General features: G+C 46.0%; 18 protein-coding genes. 3 read left to right on the plus strand and 15 right to left on the minus strand.

All coding sequences use genetic code 11. The features are described 5' to 3' along the window. Positions 1-82: 82 nt before the first annotated feature. Both ACTNC3_RS04280 and ACTNC3_RS04285 read right to left on the minus strand, forming a co-directional pair. Positions 83-343, minus strand: coding sequence for a helix-turn-helix domain-containing protein (locus tag ACTNC3_RS04280; RefSeq protein WP_441226580.1), 261 nt, complete (start codon positions 341-343; stop codon positions 83-85). A gap of 234 nt (positions 344-577) precedes the next feature. Then, entirely contained in the window at positions 578-2,281 is a 1,704-nt protein-coding gene (locus ACTNC3_RS04285; protein WP_441226581.1) for an AAA family ATPase, read from the minus strand. A gap of 275 nt (positions 2,282-2,556) precedes the next feature. Here ACTNC3_RS04285 and ACTNC3_RS04290 point away from each other — a divergent pair, with 275 nt between their 5' ends. Beyond that, complete coding sequence (locus ACTNC3_RS04290) at positions 2,557-2,964, plus strand: hypothetical protein (protein WP_441226582.1); 408 nt, start codon at positions 2,557-2,559, stop codon at positions 2,962-2,964. 250 nt (positions 2,965-3,214) lie between these two features. Here ACTNC3_RS04290 and ACTNC3_RS04295 read toward each other — a convergent pair whose 3' ends face one another. The 13 genes from ACTNC3_RS04295 to ACTNC3_RS04355 form a co-directional block, all read right to left on the minus strand. Further along, positions 3,215-3,430 (minus strand): DUF3791 domain-containing protein, encoded by a 216-nt coding sequence (locus tag ACTNC3_RS04295; RefSeq protein WP_410043510.1) that lies wholly within the window; start codon positions 3,428-3,430, stop codon positions 3,215-3,217. Further along, positions 3,427-3,897: a DUF3990 domain-containing protein gene (locus ACTNC3_RS04300; RefSeq protein ID WP_410043509.1), complete on the minus strand. Its 471-nt coding sequence runs from the start codon at positions 3,895-3,897 to the stop codon at positions 3,427-3,429. The genes ACTNC3_RS04295 and ACTNC3_RS04300 overlap by 4 nt, the downstream gene beginning before the upstream one ends. After that, positions 3,894-4,133 carry a DUF3791 domain-containing protein gene (locus ACTNC3_RS04305; RefSeq protein ID WP_410043508.1) on the minus strand — a complete coding sequence of 80 codons (240 nt, stop codon included), beginning with the start codon at positions 4,131-4,133 and terminating at the stop codon, positions 3,894-3,896. The genes ACTNC3_RS04300 and ACTNC3_RS04305 overlap by 4 nt, the downstream gene beginning before the upstream one ends. 300 nt (positions 4,134-4,433) lie before the next feature. Further along, positions 4,434-4,646, minus strand: a complete 213-nt coding sequence (locus tag ACTNC3_RS04310; protein WP_441226583.1) for a hypothetical protein — start codon at positions 4,644-4,646, stop codon at positions 4,434-4,436. Between the two features lie 99 nt (positions 4,647-4,745). Next, positions 4,746-5,222: a metallophosphoesterase family protein gene (locus ACTNC3_RS04315; protein ID WP_441226584.1), complete on the minus strand. Its 477-nt coding sequence runs from the start codon at positions 5,220-5,222 to the stop codon at positions 4,746-4,748. Between the two features lie 155 nt (positions 5,223-5,377). Next, a complete protein-coding gene (locus ACTNC3_RS04320) occupies positions 5,378-8,464 on the minus strand; it encodes a type III restriction-modification system endonuclease (protein WP_441226585.1) in 3,087 nt (1,028 codons plus the stop codon). Positions 8,465-8,477: 13 nt separating this feature from the next. Beyond that, the gene (locus ACTNC3_RS04325; RefSeq protein ID WP_441226586.1) at positions 8,478-9,677 is read right to left on the minus strand and encodes a site-specific DNA-methyltransferase; all 1,200 of its coding nucleotides are present in this window, start codon (positions 9,675-9,677) and stop codon (positions 8,478-8,480) included. Beyond that, positions 9,589-10,137 (minus strand): site-specific DNA-methyltransferase, encoded by a 549-nt coding sequence (locus tag ACTNC3_RS04330; RefSeq protein ID WP_441226587.1) that lies wholly within the window; start codon positions 10,135-10,137, stop codon positions 9,589-9,591. Before ACTNC3_RS04330 ends, ACTNC3_RS04325 begins: the two co-directional genes overlap by 89 nt. Before the next feature lie 17 nt (positions 10,138-10,154). Further along, entirely contained in the window at positions 10,155-10,340 is a 186-nt protein-coding gene (locus ACTNC3_RS04335) for a hypothetical protein (RefSeq protein WP_441226588.1), read from the minus strand. A gap of 51 nt (positions 10,341-10,391) precedes the next feature. Beyond that, on the minus strand, positions 10,392-12,254 hold the full coding sequence (locus ACTNC3_RS04340; protein WP_441226589.1) for a site-specific DNA-methyltransferase: 1,863 nt from the start codon (positions 12,252-12,254) through the stop codon (positions 10,392-10,394). A 7-nt stretch (positions 12,255-12,261) separates the two neighbouring features. Continuing rightward, a complete protein-coding gene (locus ACTNC3_RS04345) occupies positions 12,262-13,335 on the minus strand; it encodes an ATP-binding protein (protein ID WP_441226590.1) in 1,074 nt (357 codons plus the stop codon). After that, on the minus strand, positions 13,332-13,988 hold the full coding sequence (locus ACTNC3_RS04350; RefSeq protein ID WP_441226591.1) for a DUF4391 domain-containing protein: 657 nt from the start codon (positions 13,986-13,988) through the stop codon (positions 13,332-13,334). Before ACTNC3_RS04350 ends, ACTNC3_RS04345 begins: the two co-directional genes overlap by 4 nt. Before the next feature lie 23 nt (positions 13,989-14,011). After that, positions 14,012-17,242 carry a helicase-related protein gene (locus tag ACTNC3_RS04355; protein ID WP_441226592.1) on the minus strand — a complete coding sequence of 1,077 codons (3,231 nt, stop codon included), beginning with the start codon at positions 17,240-17,242 and terminating at the stop codon, positions 14,012-14,014. Between the two features lie 448 nt (positions 17,243-17,690). Between ACTNC3_RS04355 and ACTNC3_RS04360 the strand changes: the two genes are divergently transcribed. Both ACTNC3_RS04360 and ACTNC3_RS04365 read left to right on the plus strand, forming a co-directional pair. Further along, a complete protein-coding gene (locus ACTNC3_RS04360) occupies positions 17,691-17,906 on the plus strand; it encodes a DUF3791 domain-containing protein (RefSeq protein WP_441226593.1) in 216 nt (71 codons plus the stop codon). A 207-nt stretch (positions 17,907-18,113) separates the two neighbouring features. After that, positions 18,114-19,367 (plus strand): ATP-binding protein, encoded by a 1,254-nt coding sequence (locus ACTNC3_RS04365; RefSeq protein WP_410043502.1) that lies wholly within the window; start codon positions 18,114-18,116, stop codon positions 19,365-19,367. Positions 19,368-19,888 lie beyond the last annotated feature (521 nt).

The raw sequence follows: 19,888 nt of genomic DNA on the forward strand, positions 1-19,888 counted from the left end.
GCCATGGTCAGATAAGATGAAGAAACTCTGCGCAATAGACACGAAGGCAACTATCGAAGACAAGGATGGAAACCCAAAGATCTCACGGTAGTAAGTTAGCGCGCTCAGCTAACACTGAGCGCTTACGGAGGTTATCAATGCTGGTATGCAACAGTCTGCTTAAAATCACGAAGTTATCGATGCTCGGCAGCGACTTTCCCGAAAGCCACTTGTAGATCGCCTGCGGATTATTAAAGCCCATCAGGCGCTGCACATCCCGCACGGTATACCCACTCGCATCGAGCAGCTTCTTGATCTTCTTTCCGGTCTTCTCAGGTTCAATCGACAAATAGATAGGTTCCATCACTTCACCTCCGTAATCGATCTGAAATCTGCCTTTTGCAGACTCCTCCACTCACTGCCCTTTTTAAATCAGTTTACCATTATAAGTCAGATTCACAGAAAATGCACTAAACTTCTGGTTGAAAGATCGTGGGCCAATGTCTCTGCCACCGCCCTAAACTCGAGCTTAGAAGGCTCGAGTTTAGCCCTTCGGGAGCAGAGCATAGCTCTGCTGGATATCGTTCCGGAGTCTGCCTTATGCAGACTCCGCCACTACGCGGCACCGCTTCCTGCAGAACGCGATCCCGTAAAGTGTGATATCGCTTCGCCCATCATTCAGCAGATACTCCTGATAACGACGGTCCCGGATCTGCGCAAGTGCGCGTTGACACGCCTGCTCCATCGCGCTGAAATCCTTCACATATTTCAGCTCCATGATGATGCCGGCATCCGGATTTTCTGTCTCCACGATGATATCCGCGAAACCATCACCCGCCTCACGATTTGACTTCACCAGCCAGTCCGCATTCCCGGCAAGTATCCCCACCAGCAGATTGTGGTACGCACTTTCCTTCTCGCCATCCACCGCCTTCGAGTCAAACACACTGATGGAATTACTCAGCAAACGATTCAGATAAGCTTCCATCTCGCTCGTGTCGCCGCCCTCGATGGCTTTCCAGAATGCCGTCAGCTGCTCTGTGTTACTGAATACCGCATTTTTAAACCACTCCTGAATCTGAAAACGGAACACCTCACGAATCTCATGATTCGGAATCACGAGTTTATAGTTTCCCGCTTCCGTCCTGCCCGCCTGCGTCAGATACCCGGTCGTAAAGAGCACGCTCCACAGATTCTCTATACTGCGATCGATCTCATCATAGGTCAGATCCAGACACAGCTGCTTCTCGATGGCCTCTCCGGCGATCAGACGCTCGATCTCGTCCCGCGTGGTTTTATTCGCCTTCGCAACGAAACGTTTTACGAGATCATTGCCACTGGTATTGATCCAGTATGCCTCCGGGCGCGCATCGATGTCATCCAGGACGCGGTCCACATGGTTGATCACATCCCACGGACAGTACACATCCACGTTACCGAAGCGATAGCCGTCGTACCACTCCTTCGTCTCCGCATACTTCGATTCCAGATGATAATCCGTGAGCAGCTTCCGCACTTCCGCATCCGTAAACCCGAACTGCTCATCGAAACGCGTATCCGTAATCGACAGAATCTTAAAATTATTCAGTCCGGTGAAAATGCTCTCCTTCGAAACACGAAGACAGCCCGTCAGCACCGCGAACTCCAGCGCGTCATTCGTTTTCAATGCTTTTCCAAACAGCGTACGCATGAGCGCCACCATCTCCCGATAGTAGCCATGCTGGAATGCCTTATCAAGCGGCACATCGTACTCATCGATCAAGATGAGCACTTTCTGCTGGTAATGTTTATACAGCAGCTCCGAAAGCGCCTGCAGCGAGCCATACAGCACATCCTCCGCCATGACATACATACCGTCCTGCACCTGTGTCAATGCTGCATAAATCTTCTGATCATCCTCATCGAGCTGCGGACTGCTCTCCAGCGCACGGTGTCTCCGCGCCTCCTTCGCAATCAGCTCTACCAGCTGATATCTCGCGCTCTCAAAACTGAGTCCCTCCACATTTTTCAGGGACAAAAAGATCACCGGATACTTCCCGAGATGCGCCGAAACCAGCGCCTGCTTCCCCGCGATATACAGCCCATCGAAAAGGGATGCATCCGTCCCGATCTCAAAGAAGTACCGCAGCATACTCATGTTCAGCGTCTTACCGAACCTCCGCGGACGCGTGAAAATACGCACTTCCCCGGAATCATTCAGAAGCTGCTCTATGAATCTGGTCTTATCAATGTAGTAATAAGCTTTCGTACGGATTTCTTCAAAGTTCTCGATTCCGATCGGTAGCTTTAAAACCTCGTTCATGTCATCCCCCTCCATGCATAACGTCTTTAGAACTATCCGGCATTTCACTTATAGTATCCGGCACTATTTTTACTATATCCGGCACTTTATCGGCGCTTTCCCGGCACTTTACCGGCGGTTTTCTCAAATTGGGTAAACACTGTTTCCCCAATTCGCCTCAATGAGCTTCTGGAGAGATTCTGAATATACCAGCCGTCTAATCCAGTGGCGTTATAAAGGTGTATACTTATCTCATACTGAATCGATAAACCCTATTCCGAAGGAGGCTTCATCCAATGCAGACATATGACACCTACCTGGAGCGTGTTTTCGCGCTTCCATTTGAAGATGCGGCGCGCATTTTCGCCACGATCAAAAAACAAATCGAAAACGATGAAGATATGACCGATTTATACCACGATCTTCTTTCACGCTCAATCGAATACGCTGCCATACGGGCGGAATGGCAGATGATGACAACGGAAGAAAAAGGAGCGATCGACAGCAGGCGTTCCGAAATCCATAATGCCGTCATCCGGGAATTCGACATCCTGGCCCGCAACCTCGGAAAACTCGGCCACGACACCAGCTGGCGTGACGAGCTCGGCGACCTCAATCGGAACCCAGACTACCGGAAACTCATCGGAGATATGGCCTGCTACCTCGTATTGTTCGAAGGGCTGAACGCACGAACCGGGAATTGACCACACAGGGGAGTCTGCGCGAGCAGTCTCCCCTCATTTTGACCATCTGCGATGGAATCAACTTATGAAAGCAGTTCTGGTCATGAAGCAAGTTACCAGCAAGTTAAATCAGGCACTTCCTGCTCTACTGATCTTTCGAAAAAGCGCATGAAAACGTGCTTCTTTTTAAGCGCCTTTCGAAAGATCAAACACAAAAGCAAATTACCGGCAAGTTACTTCCCCAGGCTTGACTCAAATGTCCCACAGATGATCACATAGTCTTCTCCGCATATTCCTGTCCCAGTTCCTCTGCCAGATATGCGTCGCTCATGCAATGCATATCTGAAACGCCGTCATGAATCAGCTGATAAACCTGGGAATGATAAAAGAAATCCAACCCCGCATCCAGCGAAAGCCCCTGCTGTTTGGCAAAGCACTCAATGACACGACTATATTTTTTCTGAAGCAAAATTGAATTTGCTGTCATAGTTTTTCACTCCCTTCAAAATGCAGCAGCGACAGTGCCTTATCTGTGCGGAAACAGATTTGCAGGTTCGGTTTTTCATACCGCAGGCGGTTGATTGCTTCCGTCTTATCAATCAATCCGTCAAAGAACAGCTCCACAGTATTAAATACCTTATCATTGGCAACACCACCTACAACAAGATCATAATCTGTCAAATCTTTTCCGCTACGGCAGTTCAGGATAAAATCCAGCCATTCTTCGGAATAAGAATCGAACTTCAACGTTTTCAGTTCGACTTCCCGTTTTTCATCGTACTCATATCGAGAGATAATGCCGTCTTTACCACGACGCTTGAACTTGCTACACCACTTCGCCGCCTGTTCATACAGAGGCGTGGCATAGAATCCACACCCGAAGTCTACATTAAGGCGAGAATGAACTAAATCCGGTTTTTTAATTTCCACAAAAGAACCATGATAGATTATCATACTGTCACGCCCCTTTCTTTCATCACATCCAGGAGGTCGTCAACGATGTATTCACGGCTCTGCGTATGCAGTACTTCATATTCCGGCACGATGTAACCGTTCAAAATATCACTCTGTTCAGTAAATGCCTTATAAACACGCTCTGCATTCACACCCAGCTTCGCCGCTACATTTTCAATGCAAAATACAGCGAATTCCAGCTCACTGGCATTTTTGATTTTTTCATCTGTCATCATGCGTAAGCCCTCCTTTATCAGGCACTTCAAATGCTCTTTAACCGGCAGTACTTTCTCATACTTCACTTGCAAAAGTCTGCTTCCTTTTTTACTTTATGTCGCCTATTATACCATATCCGGGTATAAATCCATCTCAGATACGAGAACGAGAAGAATCCCGACTCCGAAAGCGCATCGGAGACATGGCCTGCTACCTCGTACTGTTTGAAAGCCTGAACGCACGAACCGGGAATTGACCAATATCAGAGAGCCTGCAACTGCAGGCTCTCTGCGTACTTTTTTCACTTGTTTTTTCTTTCGTCACTCCACCTGCAGGATCGAATAATATATCGCCGTTTCCCTGTCGTTTATTCTTCGATCCTCATGATGGTGTCCGAAGAACCATCCCCGATACGTCACCGTCTGTCTGAGCTCTTCAAAATATTTATTTAAAGGATCTGCGGTGATTCCGCCTCCCAGCAGGACGAGATCCGAAATCGGTCCATCGTGCGATACGATAAAATCCACCTGCATGTTATGTTTCTTAAGATTCTCAAGTCCGGCATCCATTTCGGCCTGCGTCGGCATCTCTGCCCGCCACCAGTCCTGGTTTTCGATTCTCGCAGATGAGTATTAATTCCTGACCATTTTCAACTTTCCATAAAGGTGCGGATCATCCTTCTGTAGAATTCCGGCAGTGTAATCCTTCTCTAACTCCTCTTCGCTTGCGAGCCCGGCGATATCATGTGATCGCGCACCACCGAAAGCGAACACTGCAGTTCCGTTCAGATCGAAAATCTCTCCCCGCATCAGGTGGATGACATGATCTCTTACGAGGTGTACATTTCCCCCATGCCAGGAACGGACCGGCAGTGCATTTAAACGGTCGAAATTCTCGTGGTTTCCATCAATGAATAAGGTTGTAAAGTTCTTATCATTCAGCCCGTCAAGCAGATCGTTTTCCTCTTTGTTTTCTTTCAGCGACCAGAGCATTCCGAAATCTCCACAGATGATCACATAATCCTCTCGTGTCATTTCGTTCTGCACAGGAAATTCTTCTACTGAAAATCGGTCGGGATCTCCATGGATATCCCCGGTAATAAAAATCATATACTCACCCAATTTGATTTCTAAAACATTAAGAGTCAATGCTATTTCGGCACAGTCTTCTCCGCATACTTTAACCGACAGTTCCTTTTTATTGAATATCCGAAACGGTGTTTCGGATATTCATCTCCTATAGCTCAGATAAATCTTAACCGGACTCATCTTGTAACCAGCTCCAGCAGGCTCTGATAGCTGTCTACCACATCATAAACCACTTCACCATTGCTGATTGCCTTGAAATGCTCTCTGGCACAATGAATCTTGGACTCTTCGATCAAGCGCAACTGCATCGAATTCATCGAGCCCTTCGTTTCGGCCACAAAATAGATATGCTTGACTGTTCCCTCATAGAACGCGATCGCCCAGTCAGGATTATAATGCCCTACAGGTGTTGAAATGTAGAACCCGTCCGGAAGCTTCACATAGACCGCAACATTTGTATTCGTGTCCAGTTCCGTAGCAAATTTCTGCTCATTGCTGGAGTCGTATACGATATGGTCGTACAGATGCTTCTTTGCCTTCATGGCATTCACACCGAGACGGCCCTTGATGGTCGGATCCGTGAAAACATCCGTGCCATAGTGATCATCCATCACATCATAGGTAATGTGCTCAATAATCGCCGTAGCCTTTTCATCATTGATAAGAGCCGCTGCTTTCATGATAAATTCTTCCGGATTATCCTTAAACTGATTGAATACACTCGGTTGAATGCCCTTCAGAATCTGAATGACCGCCTTGCGGGTAAGTCCAGTTTCCTCCACAAGCTTTCCGATCAGATCATATTTCACATTTGTACTGACCGTTTTGGTGCTACCATAGCTTGCAGACTTCTCTTTTACAAAGGAAGTTCCGGATGCCAGCGCTTCCTTTGATTTGATCGTCTCCATGGTTCCGGTTTCCACTTTGAAGACAATTTTCGATACTCTGAGTTTGCAGTCAAGCGACTGAATGGCCTTGCGGATCAGCTCCTCGGTATCAAAGTCAACCACGTAGGTAGACTTGGAATTGATCTTCGCCCACAGTGCCTTAAATTCAGGCATTGCAAGCTTATTCTCATCCACATGCAGCTCCACGTTATTGCTCCGGGCATTTTCAGGCACCATGGATCTGCCGTCATAGATGGTGTCGATGATTTCAATGATAGAAGCCGCTGAGTCCGCCACCTCCTCGGCGACCTTGATCTCATGATTGGCCTTGTCGGCATAATATTTATCGGTGAGAATACCTTTCCTGTCGATATAACCGTTCACGATCAGATCAAAATAAATCGCTCGTGCTGTATCCTGATCAACCACCTGTTCATTGCCCTTATCATCCTTGATCACCTTACCAGCAAACAGATCTTCTGAAACCGCACGAGGTCGATCCGCCACGGCTTCGGCGATTTCCGTCTGCAGTCCCTTCGCGAAGCTGTCATAGCTTTCGCTGGCGATAACGGTCAGCACATTGACATTCTGAACGTCTTCGCCCAGCACGTTGGCGTCCATACGCTCACCGTCCTGATTCACGCAGAGGCGCAGGCCACGCCCGACTTCCTGCCGCTTACGCACCTCACTGTTGCTCTGCTTCAAGGTGCAGATCTGGAATACATTCGGGTTATCCCAGCCCTCTCTCAGCGCAGAATGAGAAAAAATAAAACGAACCGGAGAACGCTTCGGATCACGGTCCAGCAGCAGCTCCTTGTTCTTCATAATCAGCTCATAGGCATCGACATCATCCGTCGTAGTTTCCTTTCGGCCCACCTTAGAGTCAATCATCTTGCCCTTTTTGTCGATAGAGAAATATCCGGCGTGCGTCTTCTCCGCTGGGATCGCCTGGAGATACTTTATGTAGTCATCTTCGCCGATACCGATCTGCAAATGCCCGACGATATCGTTATACTCCTCTACGAACATCTGTGCATAGATACCATCTGTCGCCTGTCCGGCTTCATCATAAACGCGATATTTTGCCACTTCATCGATGAAGAACAGGGACAGCACCTTGATGCCCTTATAGAAAAGCTCGCGTTCTCTCTGAATATGAGACAAAATCGTCTCTCTGATCTGAATGCGTCGTAACTGGTCTTCGCTGACCTTACCGATCACATCACCGGCATAGATTTTGATGCCGTTCAGAAATTCAACGGAATCATCGCGTCCGTCGATGCGGGATACCACAAAGCCCTGTTTATACTCTTCCATATCGCCGGAGTTATCGTATAGATTGTAACCTTCCGAAACGGTACGGGTGATCTTGCGAATACCACTTGCGCCCTTAAAATCAAACTGAATCGTCGCCGTAGGCGCAGCCTTTGAAAGGTTTATACCTTCCAAATAAACATAGCTTTCTGTTGCCGTACTGCCGGATTCCTCGATGCCCTTTACAGCAATCTTCTTTACCAGTCGCTTGTTATACGCCTCCATCGCATCCAGACGGTAAACCATGTTGTAAATGCTGTCGCTCTTATGGGTAGCGGAATAACGAAGGGTCAGCAGCGGGCAAAACAGTTTTAGATTTTTCTTAGCCGCAGGTCCTTCGACCGACTGTGGCTCATCGATAATCAAAATCGGGTTCGTCTTTGCGATAATGTCGATAGGACGGCGGGAACGGAAACTGTCCAGTTTTCTAAATATTATGGTTGCATTTTTGTCCGCTCTTTTTCCACTTTCCAACTTTTCATTCGCATCAACAGACTTATTGAATGCCTGCACATTGATAATCATAACATTGATGGAATTGTCCGACGCAAAGCGATCAATTTCGGTAAGCTGGGCAGAATTGTAGATGAAGAAGCGTACCTTCTTACCATATTCCTCCGCGAAGTGCTCCTGCGTTACCTGAAAGGATTTATATACGCCCTCACGGATGGCGATGCTTGGCACGACCACGATAAACTTACTCCAGCCATAATGCTTATTCAGCTCATACATAGTTTTTATGTAGGTATAGGTCTTACCAACACCGGTCTCCATCTCAATGGTTAGATTGAAGTGCCCTTCCAGCTTCTCCGACGGCTTGAGCTGATTTGTCCGCTGCACCTTTTGCAGGTTTTCCAGAATGATTCGATCGGAAAGCTCTGGCACGATCTTATGGTTGCTCCAGCCGGTGAAATCCTCTTCATCGGTCAATGTCTGCTGGTAATATCCATTTCCTCTATCCATCATGTAAGAAGGCGTCAGATACGGCTGCCCGGCGAAAACATCCACCACTGCCTTCGCGGCATCCGCCTGAAATTTTTGATGCTTAAATCGTAATCTCATCGTCTTTTTCTCCTTACAACACCTTCACAGAAGTATCCGGTGCAAGTTCTTTAAAAATCTGTGTTACATTAATTTTGGCCGGACTGCCCACAAAACTGCTGTCACGGAACACAGCACGCAGCGGCTGGCGCTTAGCAATCGCCTTAATTACGCTATCAGGGATATCCTCGTCAAAGCAGGCAATCAGGTCGCCGTCATTGTAGTTATGCACCATGCAGCCATCGATACTTTCTGACTGGTACGGCAACGACAGCGGTAAGCCCCACTCCAAAAGGCATCCAAACAACAGGTCAAGATCGGTACGATCTTCCTTGATGTTGCTCTCCAACTGATCAAGAAAATTCTGCTGGTAATCCACCGGCGCATAGTACACATCCTTCATGTTAGTGCCGTCAAGCTTGAGAACGCGGAAACCTCCATCAAACTTTGCATCCGGATGTTCCTCAGTAATCTTCTTGGCTGCACGGCGGATACGCTCTTTGCCGATTTCGCAGATGTTGGAGTAACCTGCTTTGTAGGCTTCGCTTGCTTCGGCGCACTTTTCTGGAATCTGCACCATGATGAACTTTCTGTGCCCGCCGTCCTCGGCATTGAGCTGCATGACGGCGTGAGCAGTAGTAGCTGAGCCAGAAAAGAAGTCGAGAATAATATCTTCTGGATTAGAGCCTATCTGCAGCAATCTCGTTATCAACTTGACAGGCTTTGTGTAATCGAACACTCCTTTGCATTCCTCAAATAAGCTGTCAATTTGTTTCTTTGCTAGTGATGAATCTCCTGCAAATTCTCGCGAAAAAAGCGTTACTGGAACAAGCCCTTCTTGAACATCACATAAATAACGTTTAGCCAGCGGCGTACTATTGCCCTCGCCCCAAACAATAGCATTTTCGGCTATCATTCTTTTTATAGTGCTTTCGCTGTACGCCCAATATCTATCTTGCGGTCTTTTAATAACAACACCATTTGGTTTTGTTATCGTATAATCTGCTGCATAATAGTTGTGTGCAGTAATTGGGTCCGTTTTCCACGGGCCTTTGGGATCATTATCTGGATTTGAATATGCATCGGTATTATCACGGGGAAGCAGATTTCTTTTGAACCCAACTGTATCACTGCTATAATTGCGCCTAACCTTTGCATAACAGAGAATATACTCGTGAGATGACGAAAAATTGATTGCAGAGTTTTTTTCGTGTATGTACTTTTTCCCATACAATTTGTGCTATAAAATTACGCGCCCCAAACACTTCGTCACAGCACTTTTTTAGGTTTTCCTGTTCATTATCATCAATGCTGATAATGATAACCCCATCATCCGTCAGCAGATTTCTCGCCAGCAGCAGTCGTGAATAAATCATGCTACACCAGTCGGAATGATACCGCCCGTTGGTGTCCGTATTCCTAAACATACGATTACCATCTTCATCGTACACCCCACTATCCTCGTCATAATCTGTAGCAGATTGCTTAAAATCGTCCCGATAGATGAAATCACTTCCCGTATTATACGGCGGATCTATATAAATCATCTTCACCTTGCTAAGATAGCTCTCCTGCAACAACTTCAGCACTTCTAGATTGTCACCCTCAATGTAGAGGTTCTCCGTGTTACCCCAGTTAACACTCTCTTCTTTGCAAGGACGCAAGGTCTTGCGAATCGGCTTGTTGGCCTCCAAGATTGCCGCCTTCTTCCCTACCCAGGTAAATTCATAGGCTTCTTCGCCCCCCCAATCACATCGCCGGACAGCATCTGCCGCAGTAAATCAAAGTTAATAGCCTTCTTTGACTTGCCATACTCATCTTTCGTCTCTGTAATACAATTCGGAAATAAAGCCCCGATTTTTTCTATATTCTGTGCAGTCCTATCGATGGATTCCATACGCATTTTGTCCATTAGTACTTTCCTCTCTTATTCTGACCTCAAACCCAATTACAGTACCTTCACCGAAGTATCCGGCGCAAGTTCTTTAAAAATCTGTGTCACGTTGATCTTTGTCGGACTGCCCGCAAAGCTGCTGTCACGGAACACAACACGCAGCGGCTGGCGCTTTGCAATCGCCTTAATCACACTGTCAGGGATATTCTCGTCAAAGCAGGCAATCAGGTCGCCATCATTATAATTATGTATGGTACAGCCATCTATATTTTCAGACTGGTACGGCAACGACAGCGGTAAGCCCCACTCCAGAAGACAGCCAAACAACAGGTCAAGATCGGTACGATCTTCCTTAATGTTGCTCTCCAGCTGATCAAGAAAATTCTGTTGATAATCTGCAGGCGCGTAATACACATCCTTCATGTTGGTGTCATCCAGCTTTAAAACGCGGAAGCCGCCATCAAACTTTGCATCTGGATGTTCCGCGGCAATCTTCTTGGCTGCGCGACGGATGCGCTCTTTGCCGATTTCAGGAATAGTCTGGTATCCTTGTTTATCAGCAACACTTCCTTGAGGACATTTTTCAGCAACCTGAACCATGATAAACTTACGCTTGCCACCATCTTCTGCATTTAGCTGCATAAGTGCATCCGCAGTACTTGCCGATCCTGAGAAGAAATCTAAAACAATAAAATCTTCATCCTCTTTTTCATTTATCCTTAATGACAAAAAGTATTTGATCAATTCAGTTGGCTTAGGAAAGTCGAAAACGCCCCTTCCTAATAACTCTTCCATTTCTTTTGTTCCATCTTGATTGAAGCAAAATGTCAGTAAGGATAATGGCTTTCCCTTTCGCACAACACCATGTTCATCTTTCAAATATTGTTTGAATCGAACACTATAGTTCCCATTTTTTTCGTTAACAACAACTTCTCCGCGATCATATGCATCATAGAGCCGTTTTTTCTCCCATATCCATTGCTTATTTGGCCAGATTTCCTTTCCATTATGTATAAGAGGATAAACTAAATTAGGCCTGTCATCCTTACTTCTTGTTGCAAGAGGTTGAGTAATATACCCTCCACGAATTTCAAATTTATCGTCAGTCATCTTATATTTACTCATTTCCTCGTCAGACAGAGTTGCTTCCACGTTAGAAGGATAGTTTTTTCCATAACAAAGAATAAACTCATGTAACGATGCCACACCTTTTGTAAAAGCGCCTGGCCCATATTTATTTTTCCAAACAAATGTTGTTATATGATTCTCACTTCCAAACACTTCGTTGCAAATTTCTTCCAAATTGGCTTGTTCAATTTCATTGATACTAATAAAAATGAGTCCATCATCAGATAGTAAATTTCTCGCTAATAATAATCTCGAGAAGATCATAGAACACCAATCTGAATGATATTTCCCAGAAGTAACGCTATTTTCACGTGAATAATTTATATTTCCATTTTCATCTCGATATCCTGTTCCTTCACTGTAATCTTCGTTATCCATTACGAATGAATCTGGATAAACGAAATCATGGCCTGTGTTATAAGGCGGATCTATATAGATCATCTTCACCCTGCCAAGATAGCTTTCCTGCAACAGCTTCAATACTGCCAAATTGTCACCCTCGATGTAGAGGTTCTCTGTGCTGTCCCAGTTGACGCTCTCTTCTTTGTAGGGGCGCAGCGTCTTTCGGATCGGCTTGTTCGCCTCCACGATAGACGCCTTTTTGCCTACCCAGGTAAATTCAAAGGCTTCATCACCCTCAATTACATCGCCAGACAGCATCTGCCGCAGGAGGTCAAAGTTAATGGCCTTCTTCAGCTTACCATTCGCATCCTTCGTCTCAGTAATGCAGTTCGGGAATAAAGCCCCGATTTTTTCGATATTCTGTACGGTCATATCAATTGATTCCATTCTCATTTTATCCATTGTTTACCCGCTCCACTTTCTTTCGATTTTTATATGCACGGCGAATTTCTTCCAATTCAGTTGGACTGCTTTCAAATTCTTTCAGTTTCTCTCGGAGAAATTGCAAAGCAAAATTGGAGAATTTATGCGTCTTACCATTTTTTGAAACTGTAATCGCTAAATGGTATTTTTTTGCTTCTTTCATTTTGTAATACCATACTAAAGCGTAGAGATCTTGAGTGCTGATATCAAGTTTTTCCGCAAGTTCCTTCTGTATATATGGATGCGTCTCATCTGGGTTTCCTTCTGGGACAGGAACCTCTTCAGCTAAATCAATATTACCTGTCACCTTAATAACAGGAATACCATCAGTTTCATTAAAACTGCCTTCTTTTATGAATTTGGCTTTTTTCAACACTTGCGTTACTAATTTTCGGTCAAATGAAACGTCAACTCCATATGGTGTACTTATTTTCCCGTTAGAATAGTTCACAATCCCAAGATTAGCAGTTTTATTATCACGAATTATTTCAAACAGTTTCAGAAGACCTTCTCGCTCTTTTGAAATTCTTTCATCCATGATGCGACTCATTTCAGCAAACTTAATTTTTTCGCTTCTCGCACGATATCGGTAATATACATCACCACTGTTGATTTTCTCGCCATCATTTGGTTTTTGGGCAATAACAGGCTTATATTCTGCCTCTGAAGTGTATATCCATCCGATTTTCATATTTTGAACAGTACCTGTGCCATTAGCCGCTGCGATATCCATCGTGAACGTGCCACAATCCCAGTCCATAGCAGGTGCAAAGAGAGAATTAATTGCGTCAGAAAACTGTTCCTGACTCATATTTTCAAAATTATCACTCTTCAGTCCCACAATAGTTCGTGGATTATCTTTCACTCCAAAGATAATATATCCCCCTCGATTATTAGAAAATGCAGCCATCGTTTTTGCATATTTTGCAGTGCTATTCTTATTGAAAGACTCTTTGAATTCAACCGTATTGCTCTCACGGCTTTTCAATAAACCCGCAGCATTTCTACTGGATAATGTTTTTCTAACGATTTCTTCATGGCTCATCTGTAAAGTACCTCCAACCTTGTTTTCAATCGTTTTATCTCCGCCTTCAGCTCCATCTTACGATTTAGCTGCTTTTCCTTTTTCATCATTAGTTCCAGCGCAGCAATCTGCTTCTCGATCTGTTCTCGCTGTTTCTGCTGCTCTACGCTTTCTTTCAGTGTCGTGTTTTCACCACCGGCAAGCTGTTCCCCTGCAATCTGCCGGATGAAGTTTTCACAAGCTGCATCGATCGTCAGTCCTTCCAGATGCAGTGACAGTTCTTCCTCTGTAAGCCACTCTGTACGGTAATATCGGTCAACCTTAAAGGCTGCCTTACCGGAACCGGCAGTTTCTTTATATCCCATGGCAGCTTGATATTTCCCGTCATATCCCAGCAGGAACAGGATGTGATACGGTATCTCCCGGTCAATCAGACGAAGGACATTTTCATCGAGCGCAGGCGATGTAAGCCTGAGCTCGAATACCTCGATTTCTGTGACCAGCTCACCGGGTGAGAGATTCAGTGTGGTCGCTGCCAGCTTATTTCGCCAGTAAATGATTTTAATCTGCTCTGCGAATGCCGCTTTGATGGCCGGCGTGACAGACAGATGTTCGTAAAACTTCTGCTTCGGAATCCTCTTGTTGAACTCCGTCGACTTCGGTAACCCCAGCACGACGCACACCTCCTCACATAAGATTATTTCACAACCAGAAAACAGATCAGTTCAAAATCATCCAGTCGAGACACTGCACTCATCAGGGCTGAGGTGCCTCCTGCAGAAAACAGGCTGTCAATGTCGCTTTCTTCTTTCACATCGATGATGGAATTGATTGCTTCACTCAAGAGCTCCGACATATCCGCCATGTTGCGTCCATCGTCGGTTTCACGATTGAAACGCTCATATACTTCCGATATCGGCCTGTTTTTTCCACGGCAGAGTAGACGTACATCATCCAGCAGCTTCTTCGGATTCAGATAGTCACAGATGATCTCTCCATCGGTGCCGATATATACCATATAAAACGGATGGATTCGATTGCGGTTGTCTACGTTGACGCTGTCGTTGATGTTTTTCAGGACGAAAATCACACCCTCCGGTAGCTCTTCCGTGGCCGGAACGACCGCATGGAGTCCGCGCGGTTTCTTATCCATATCGCCGTTACGCTTCATATAATCCAGCAGATCGAGGCGGAATTCGTTTAAGCCCAGGTCCATGATGGAGATACCATCTGACATATCTTCGATATCCACGACTTCTTCCTGGAGCCGCTTGAGCTGTGCCTTACGATATTCCAGGTCACCCTTCTCCTCCGGATTGATCAGGTCATCGTCGCCCGTGGAGGTCATAACCGTAATCTTCATACGGGTCTCCACACGAGACTTCAGATTGATATAGTCGTCCAACGTAAGATCCGGCCAGAAGTTCACCAGCTGAATCACCTTATTCCGGCTTCCGATACGGTCGATACGACCGAAGCGCTGGATGATGCGAACTGGATTCCAGTGGATATCGTAGTTGATGAGATAATCGCAGTCCTGTAAGTTCTGACCTTCTGAGATGCAGTCGGTAGCGATCAGGATGTCGATCTCATTTCTACTGTTCGGCATCAGCACATCGCGGTCTTTGGAGATCGGCGAGAAACAGGTCAGCACGTTGTTCAGCGTTGCCTGAAATCCTTTGATCGTTGTGCGTCCGTCAATGGATCCGGTAATGACAGCCGTATCCAGTCCATACTTATCTTTTATGTATCTGCTCACATGGTCATACAGATACTCTGCCGTATCTGAGAATGCAGAGAATATGAGCACTTTTTTATTATTCGGATTGATGGGATTCGTAATCTTCTCATCCAGCAGCCGCAGAAGCTCCTGCAGCTTCGTGTCATGCTCCGGCGTAATATCGGCCACCATCAGTGTCAGAAGTTCCAGCACATCGGCATCCTGCTGCAGTTCCTTCCGCCAGCTCTTCCAGTCCATATCGGCAAGCTCGATTTTTACCTTCTTACCGACCGTAAAGAACTCTGTGTTTTCATCATCGATATCCCAGTCATCTCGAGCTGCTTCATACATGGATATGTCTGCGGAACCGTATTTTTCGAAGCGGTTGATGGCGTCAATCGTGCCCTCGATCAGCTCCTTGATGCGCGTCAACGTCAGCTGGAAGGAGTTGACAGAGCTTTCCAGACGTTTCAGAAGATTGATGCTCATAAGGCGCTGAATACCGCGCTCTCGTCCCGTCTGCGTCAGGTTCTCGCCCTTGTTGTGGGTGAGATCTTTATACTTCTGCAGCTTGCTTGGAAAGATATAGTTCGACGGCGTATACACGCATAGCGTCAGCTGCATCAGCTGGTCGTAAATCTCGTTATAATTGATCGCATCATTCAGGTCTGTCAGGCATGGGCGCAGCGAGATCGGCTTCAATCGTTCTGGAAATTTTCCGATTTCCTTCGTGTCATAATATTTCTCGATATGCTTACGCGACCGTGCAATGGTAACACTGTCCAGCAGCTCGAAGAAATCAAAATCCAATGTCCGAAGCAGTGCGTCCGTGGTGCGCTGTTCCGGCTCCAGCTTACTCCAGGCATTGAACGCCTTCTGCGCCTGCTTGAAGATATCTTCGAGGCTTTTTGTCGTATTCAGCCGCTCATCCAGATTCTCAGCATTGCCCTCATAGGCTATGGCGAGCTGATTCTTCAAGTCCACGAAACGATTGTTGACCGGCGTTGCGGAAAGCATCAGAACTTTTGTCTTTACACCGGCACGAATGACCTTTTCCATCAGCTTCTGATAGCGGTTCTCCTGCGTGTTGCTATGGGTTCCGATGCCATTGCGGAAATTATGCGACTCATCGATGACGATGAGATCATAGTTACCCCAGTTAAGGCGGCTCAGGTCCAGACCGTTCGACATGCCACCATCACGAGACAGGTCGGTATGAAACAGAACATCATAATTCAGCCGATCCGCAGCGATGGGATTATTGACGTAGTTATCCTTATAAGTATTCCAGTTCTCTGCCAGCTTCTTCGGACAGAGAACCAGAACCGATTTATTCCGGTTTTCGTAGTACTTCACGACCGCCAGTGCAGTGAATGTTTTACCCAGACCGACGCTATCCGCGAGGATGCAGCCGTTGTACTTTTCAAGCTTATTGATAATCGCAAGCACGGCATCTCTCTGGAAATCATAGAGCATACTCCAGATTTTGCTCTGCTTGAATCCAGTCGCCTCGTTCGGGAGCACATCCTCAGAAATATCATCCAGGAACTCACTGAAGACATGGTACAGGGTCATGAAATAGATGAATTCTGGAGAATTTTCAGCATAAACTGTACTGATGTTTTCCATCACCACGTCCGTGACATCCTGCATTTTTTCACGGTCATTCCACAGCTGGTCAAACAGCTGCATATACTTCTGGGAAAATGGAGTCTCCATGCAGTTAACCAAATTGTAGGTATTGTTACCGCGCTCACATCCGAGGTCGACCGTGGTGAACCCGGCCATCGGCGCATACGCTGTCTGTGCATCTTTCGCATCGACAGTCATAAAACCCATCATGTTTTCGCCCGTCGTGTTCGACTTAAATCTTGCTTTCCTGCGAATCCAGTCTGCGCATTCCTTCGCAATCGCACGCTGAGTCATCTCGTTGCGAAGCTTAATCTCAAACTCTGTACCGTACAGGCTGGTTTCTCTGGAAAGACGCGGGATATAAAACTCGCGCTTCTGCTTCTCAGCTTTTTCCTCAACAAAAGTTGGTGACGTGAAAATAAACCGGAATTCCTCTACGGATTCCAGCTGTTTCTTTAATTCCTGATATGCATACATAGAGAAGCAGGCTGCCGCAACAGAGATCCTGCTTCCTCGTTTTATCTCCTCCCGCAGATCATCGCGGACAGTATTCGTGATGTTATCTAAAACTTTCATGTCACCCACTCAATCACTCGTTCTGGCTTCATCTTTCGGTGTTAATAGCCCATTATTCGGGCCATAAAACATATTTTAAAATTATATCATATTCACTTTGCTAAGTAAGCCAATAATAGTGACTTGTCGGCTGTGCCATTGTCCGTGCCATCTTCCTTCCATGAAACACGCACCGGTCTCTGCCGGCTCCGTGATGAGCCTGCGGTCAGAAGCATTGGCCTATGGGCGCAAAGCAGAGCCAAGCATGATTGCGGAGTCACGGAGCTCAGGCATCAAACGGTCGTAATCGCGTTCTGATAATTATGTCGTAGCAGGGGTATCACGCAAAATATTGTACATGGCTCGCAAATCCTGGTCGAGACATGTTAAAATATGGAAAGCAATGACATTAAATCCAGCCCTCCGTTAAAAGTGGCGATGGAGAAAAGCTGTTTTAAGGAGAGTCAGGATGGATGAGAATAGTTTTTCCTTCACTGTTTACATGATGCATGCCTGCTCAAATCGCTGGAATGTCGCGCCTTCACGGGTGTATCAGGCATTGAAACGGAGCGGCTGTCTGGACCGGTATCTGCTCCCGAGCTATGACATCCTCCATACACTGAGTACGGATTATGTGGTGCAGGATATCGAGGAGTATCTGGAGGAGAGGGACGTACCTGTATGAACGGAGATGTGCTCGAAAAATACTACAAAGAGGCACTGTAGTTTAAAGCCATAAAGAAACCAGGCTTGCGATGAAGCTATGAAAGATTTTTGCGTATAACCGCAATAATCTTTCATATGCTGCTTGCAAGCCAGCCCTGCTCGGGGTATGATGCTATTAAAGATTTTTGCGTAAAACCGCAAAAATCCTCGATAGGAGGTATGCTATATGGAAATCAAAAGAGATCGCTACCTGAATACACTCATCAGCAAGGAGCATAACGGTCTTATTAAAGTTATTACCGGTATGCGCAGATGCGGTAAGTCTTATCTTCTTTTTACGCTCTTTAAGGAGCATCTGCTGTCAGAGGGTGTAGCTGAAGATCATATCATTGAGATCGCTTTTGATGCTTTCGAAAACAGGAAGTATCGCGATCCTGATGTACTGTACCCATATCTGAAAGAGCAGATCAAAGATGATGCGATGTATTATGTACTGCTTGATGAGATACAGTTGCTTGGCGAGTTTGAATCTATTCTCAACAGCCTGATTCGTATGAAAAATGTGGATGTTTATGTGACCGGAAGTAATGCCCGTTTTCTTTCAAAAGATGTCATTACGGAGTTCCGGGGACGCGGCGATGAAGTGCATATGCATCCCTTAAGCTTTGCTGAATTCATGTCCGTCTATCAGGGTACGAAGCAGGACGGGTGGAATGAGTATATGCTTTATGGCGGTATTCCTCTGGTGCTTGAGTTTACCACCCCGGATCAGAAAATTGCGTTTTTGAAATCTCTCTTTGAGGAAACCTATATTTCAGATATCGTTGGCAGGCATCATATTCGCAATAAGGCAGAACTCGAGGACCTTTTGAATATTCTGTCCTCGGCGATCGGCTCTCTGACCAATCCGGAAAAACTGTCTGCGACATTTCAAACGGTTAAGAAAAAAAAGATCAGCACTTCGACACTCAGGCGGTATATTGATTATCTCTGTGATTCCTTCCTGATTGACAGCGCTATTCGATATGATGTGAAGGGAAAGAAATATATTGATACACCGGTAAAGTATTATTTTACGGATATGGGGCTTCGCAATGCCAGGTTGAATTTCCGTCAGATTGAAGAAACGCACAGCATGGAGAATATCATTTTCAATGAGCTGAAAATGAGGGGCTTCAATGTGGATGTAGGTGTGATCGTGCAATACGAAACCAATGGTAAAGGCAACGGCACCCGCAAACAGCTGGAAATTGATTTTGTCTGCAACCAGGGTTCTAAGCGCTATTATATCCAGTCTGCTTATGCGATTCCTGATCAGGCTAAAATGGAGCAGGAACAGCGATCTCTGATGTTGACAGGAGATTTCTTCAAGCGATTGATCATCACCAAAGACACACCTGCCCCTTATTACAATGAGTCCGGCGTACTGATTATGAGTGTCTATGACTTCCTGCTGAACCAGAACAGTCTGGAATATTAATTGCTTCATGAGGTCACTTTATGGGACAGCCCCATTAAACCATCCGTCGAATGACAAACCCTGTCCGCCGCCGACCCGCGCAGCCCCGTGACTGCGCCCAGGCGTAAACATTGACAATCAAATACCGTACGAGACTTTACTATTCATGCTTGTGCATGGCTTCGGTTAAGGTTTATCGTAAATGCTTATCGGTTATCGGTTACTTCTTATCTGTGAAGGTGAAATGTTTCTAAATATTCAGGTCTGAGAACCATATCTGTTTACATTCTGTAAACGCTGTCTCGTAGAAAACCTGCAGGGAACTGCGTGCGGAGGTTCGGTTTCAAGCACAGACGGAGGGGTGTCACAGGGCACTCCTCTTCTTTTTATGCGTGGACACTTTATGGGGTCTGACCCCATCTTCCGATCTGTTCGTTACGGCAGCCTGCATTGGCAACTGAATCGGTAATCAGCTGATGCTGCTGAGGATATCAGAACCCGCAGAAGTAATCATAGAACTCCTGAATTTAACGGGTCTGATC

It is taken from the genome of Oribacterium sp. HCP3S3_B9 (assembly GCF_052064255.1).
Lineage (GTDB): Bacteria > Bacillota > Clostridia > Lachnospirales > Lachnospiraceae > Oribacterium.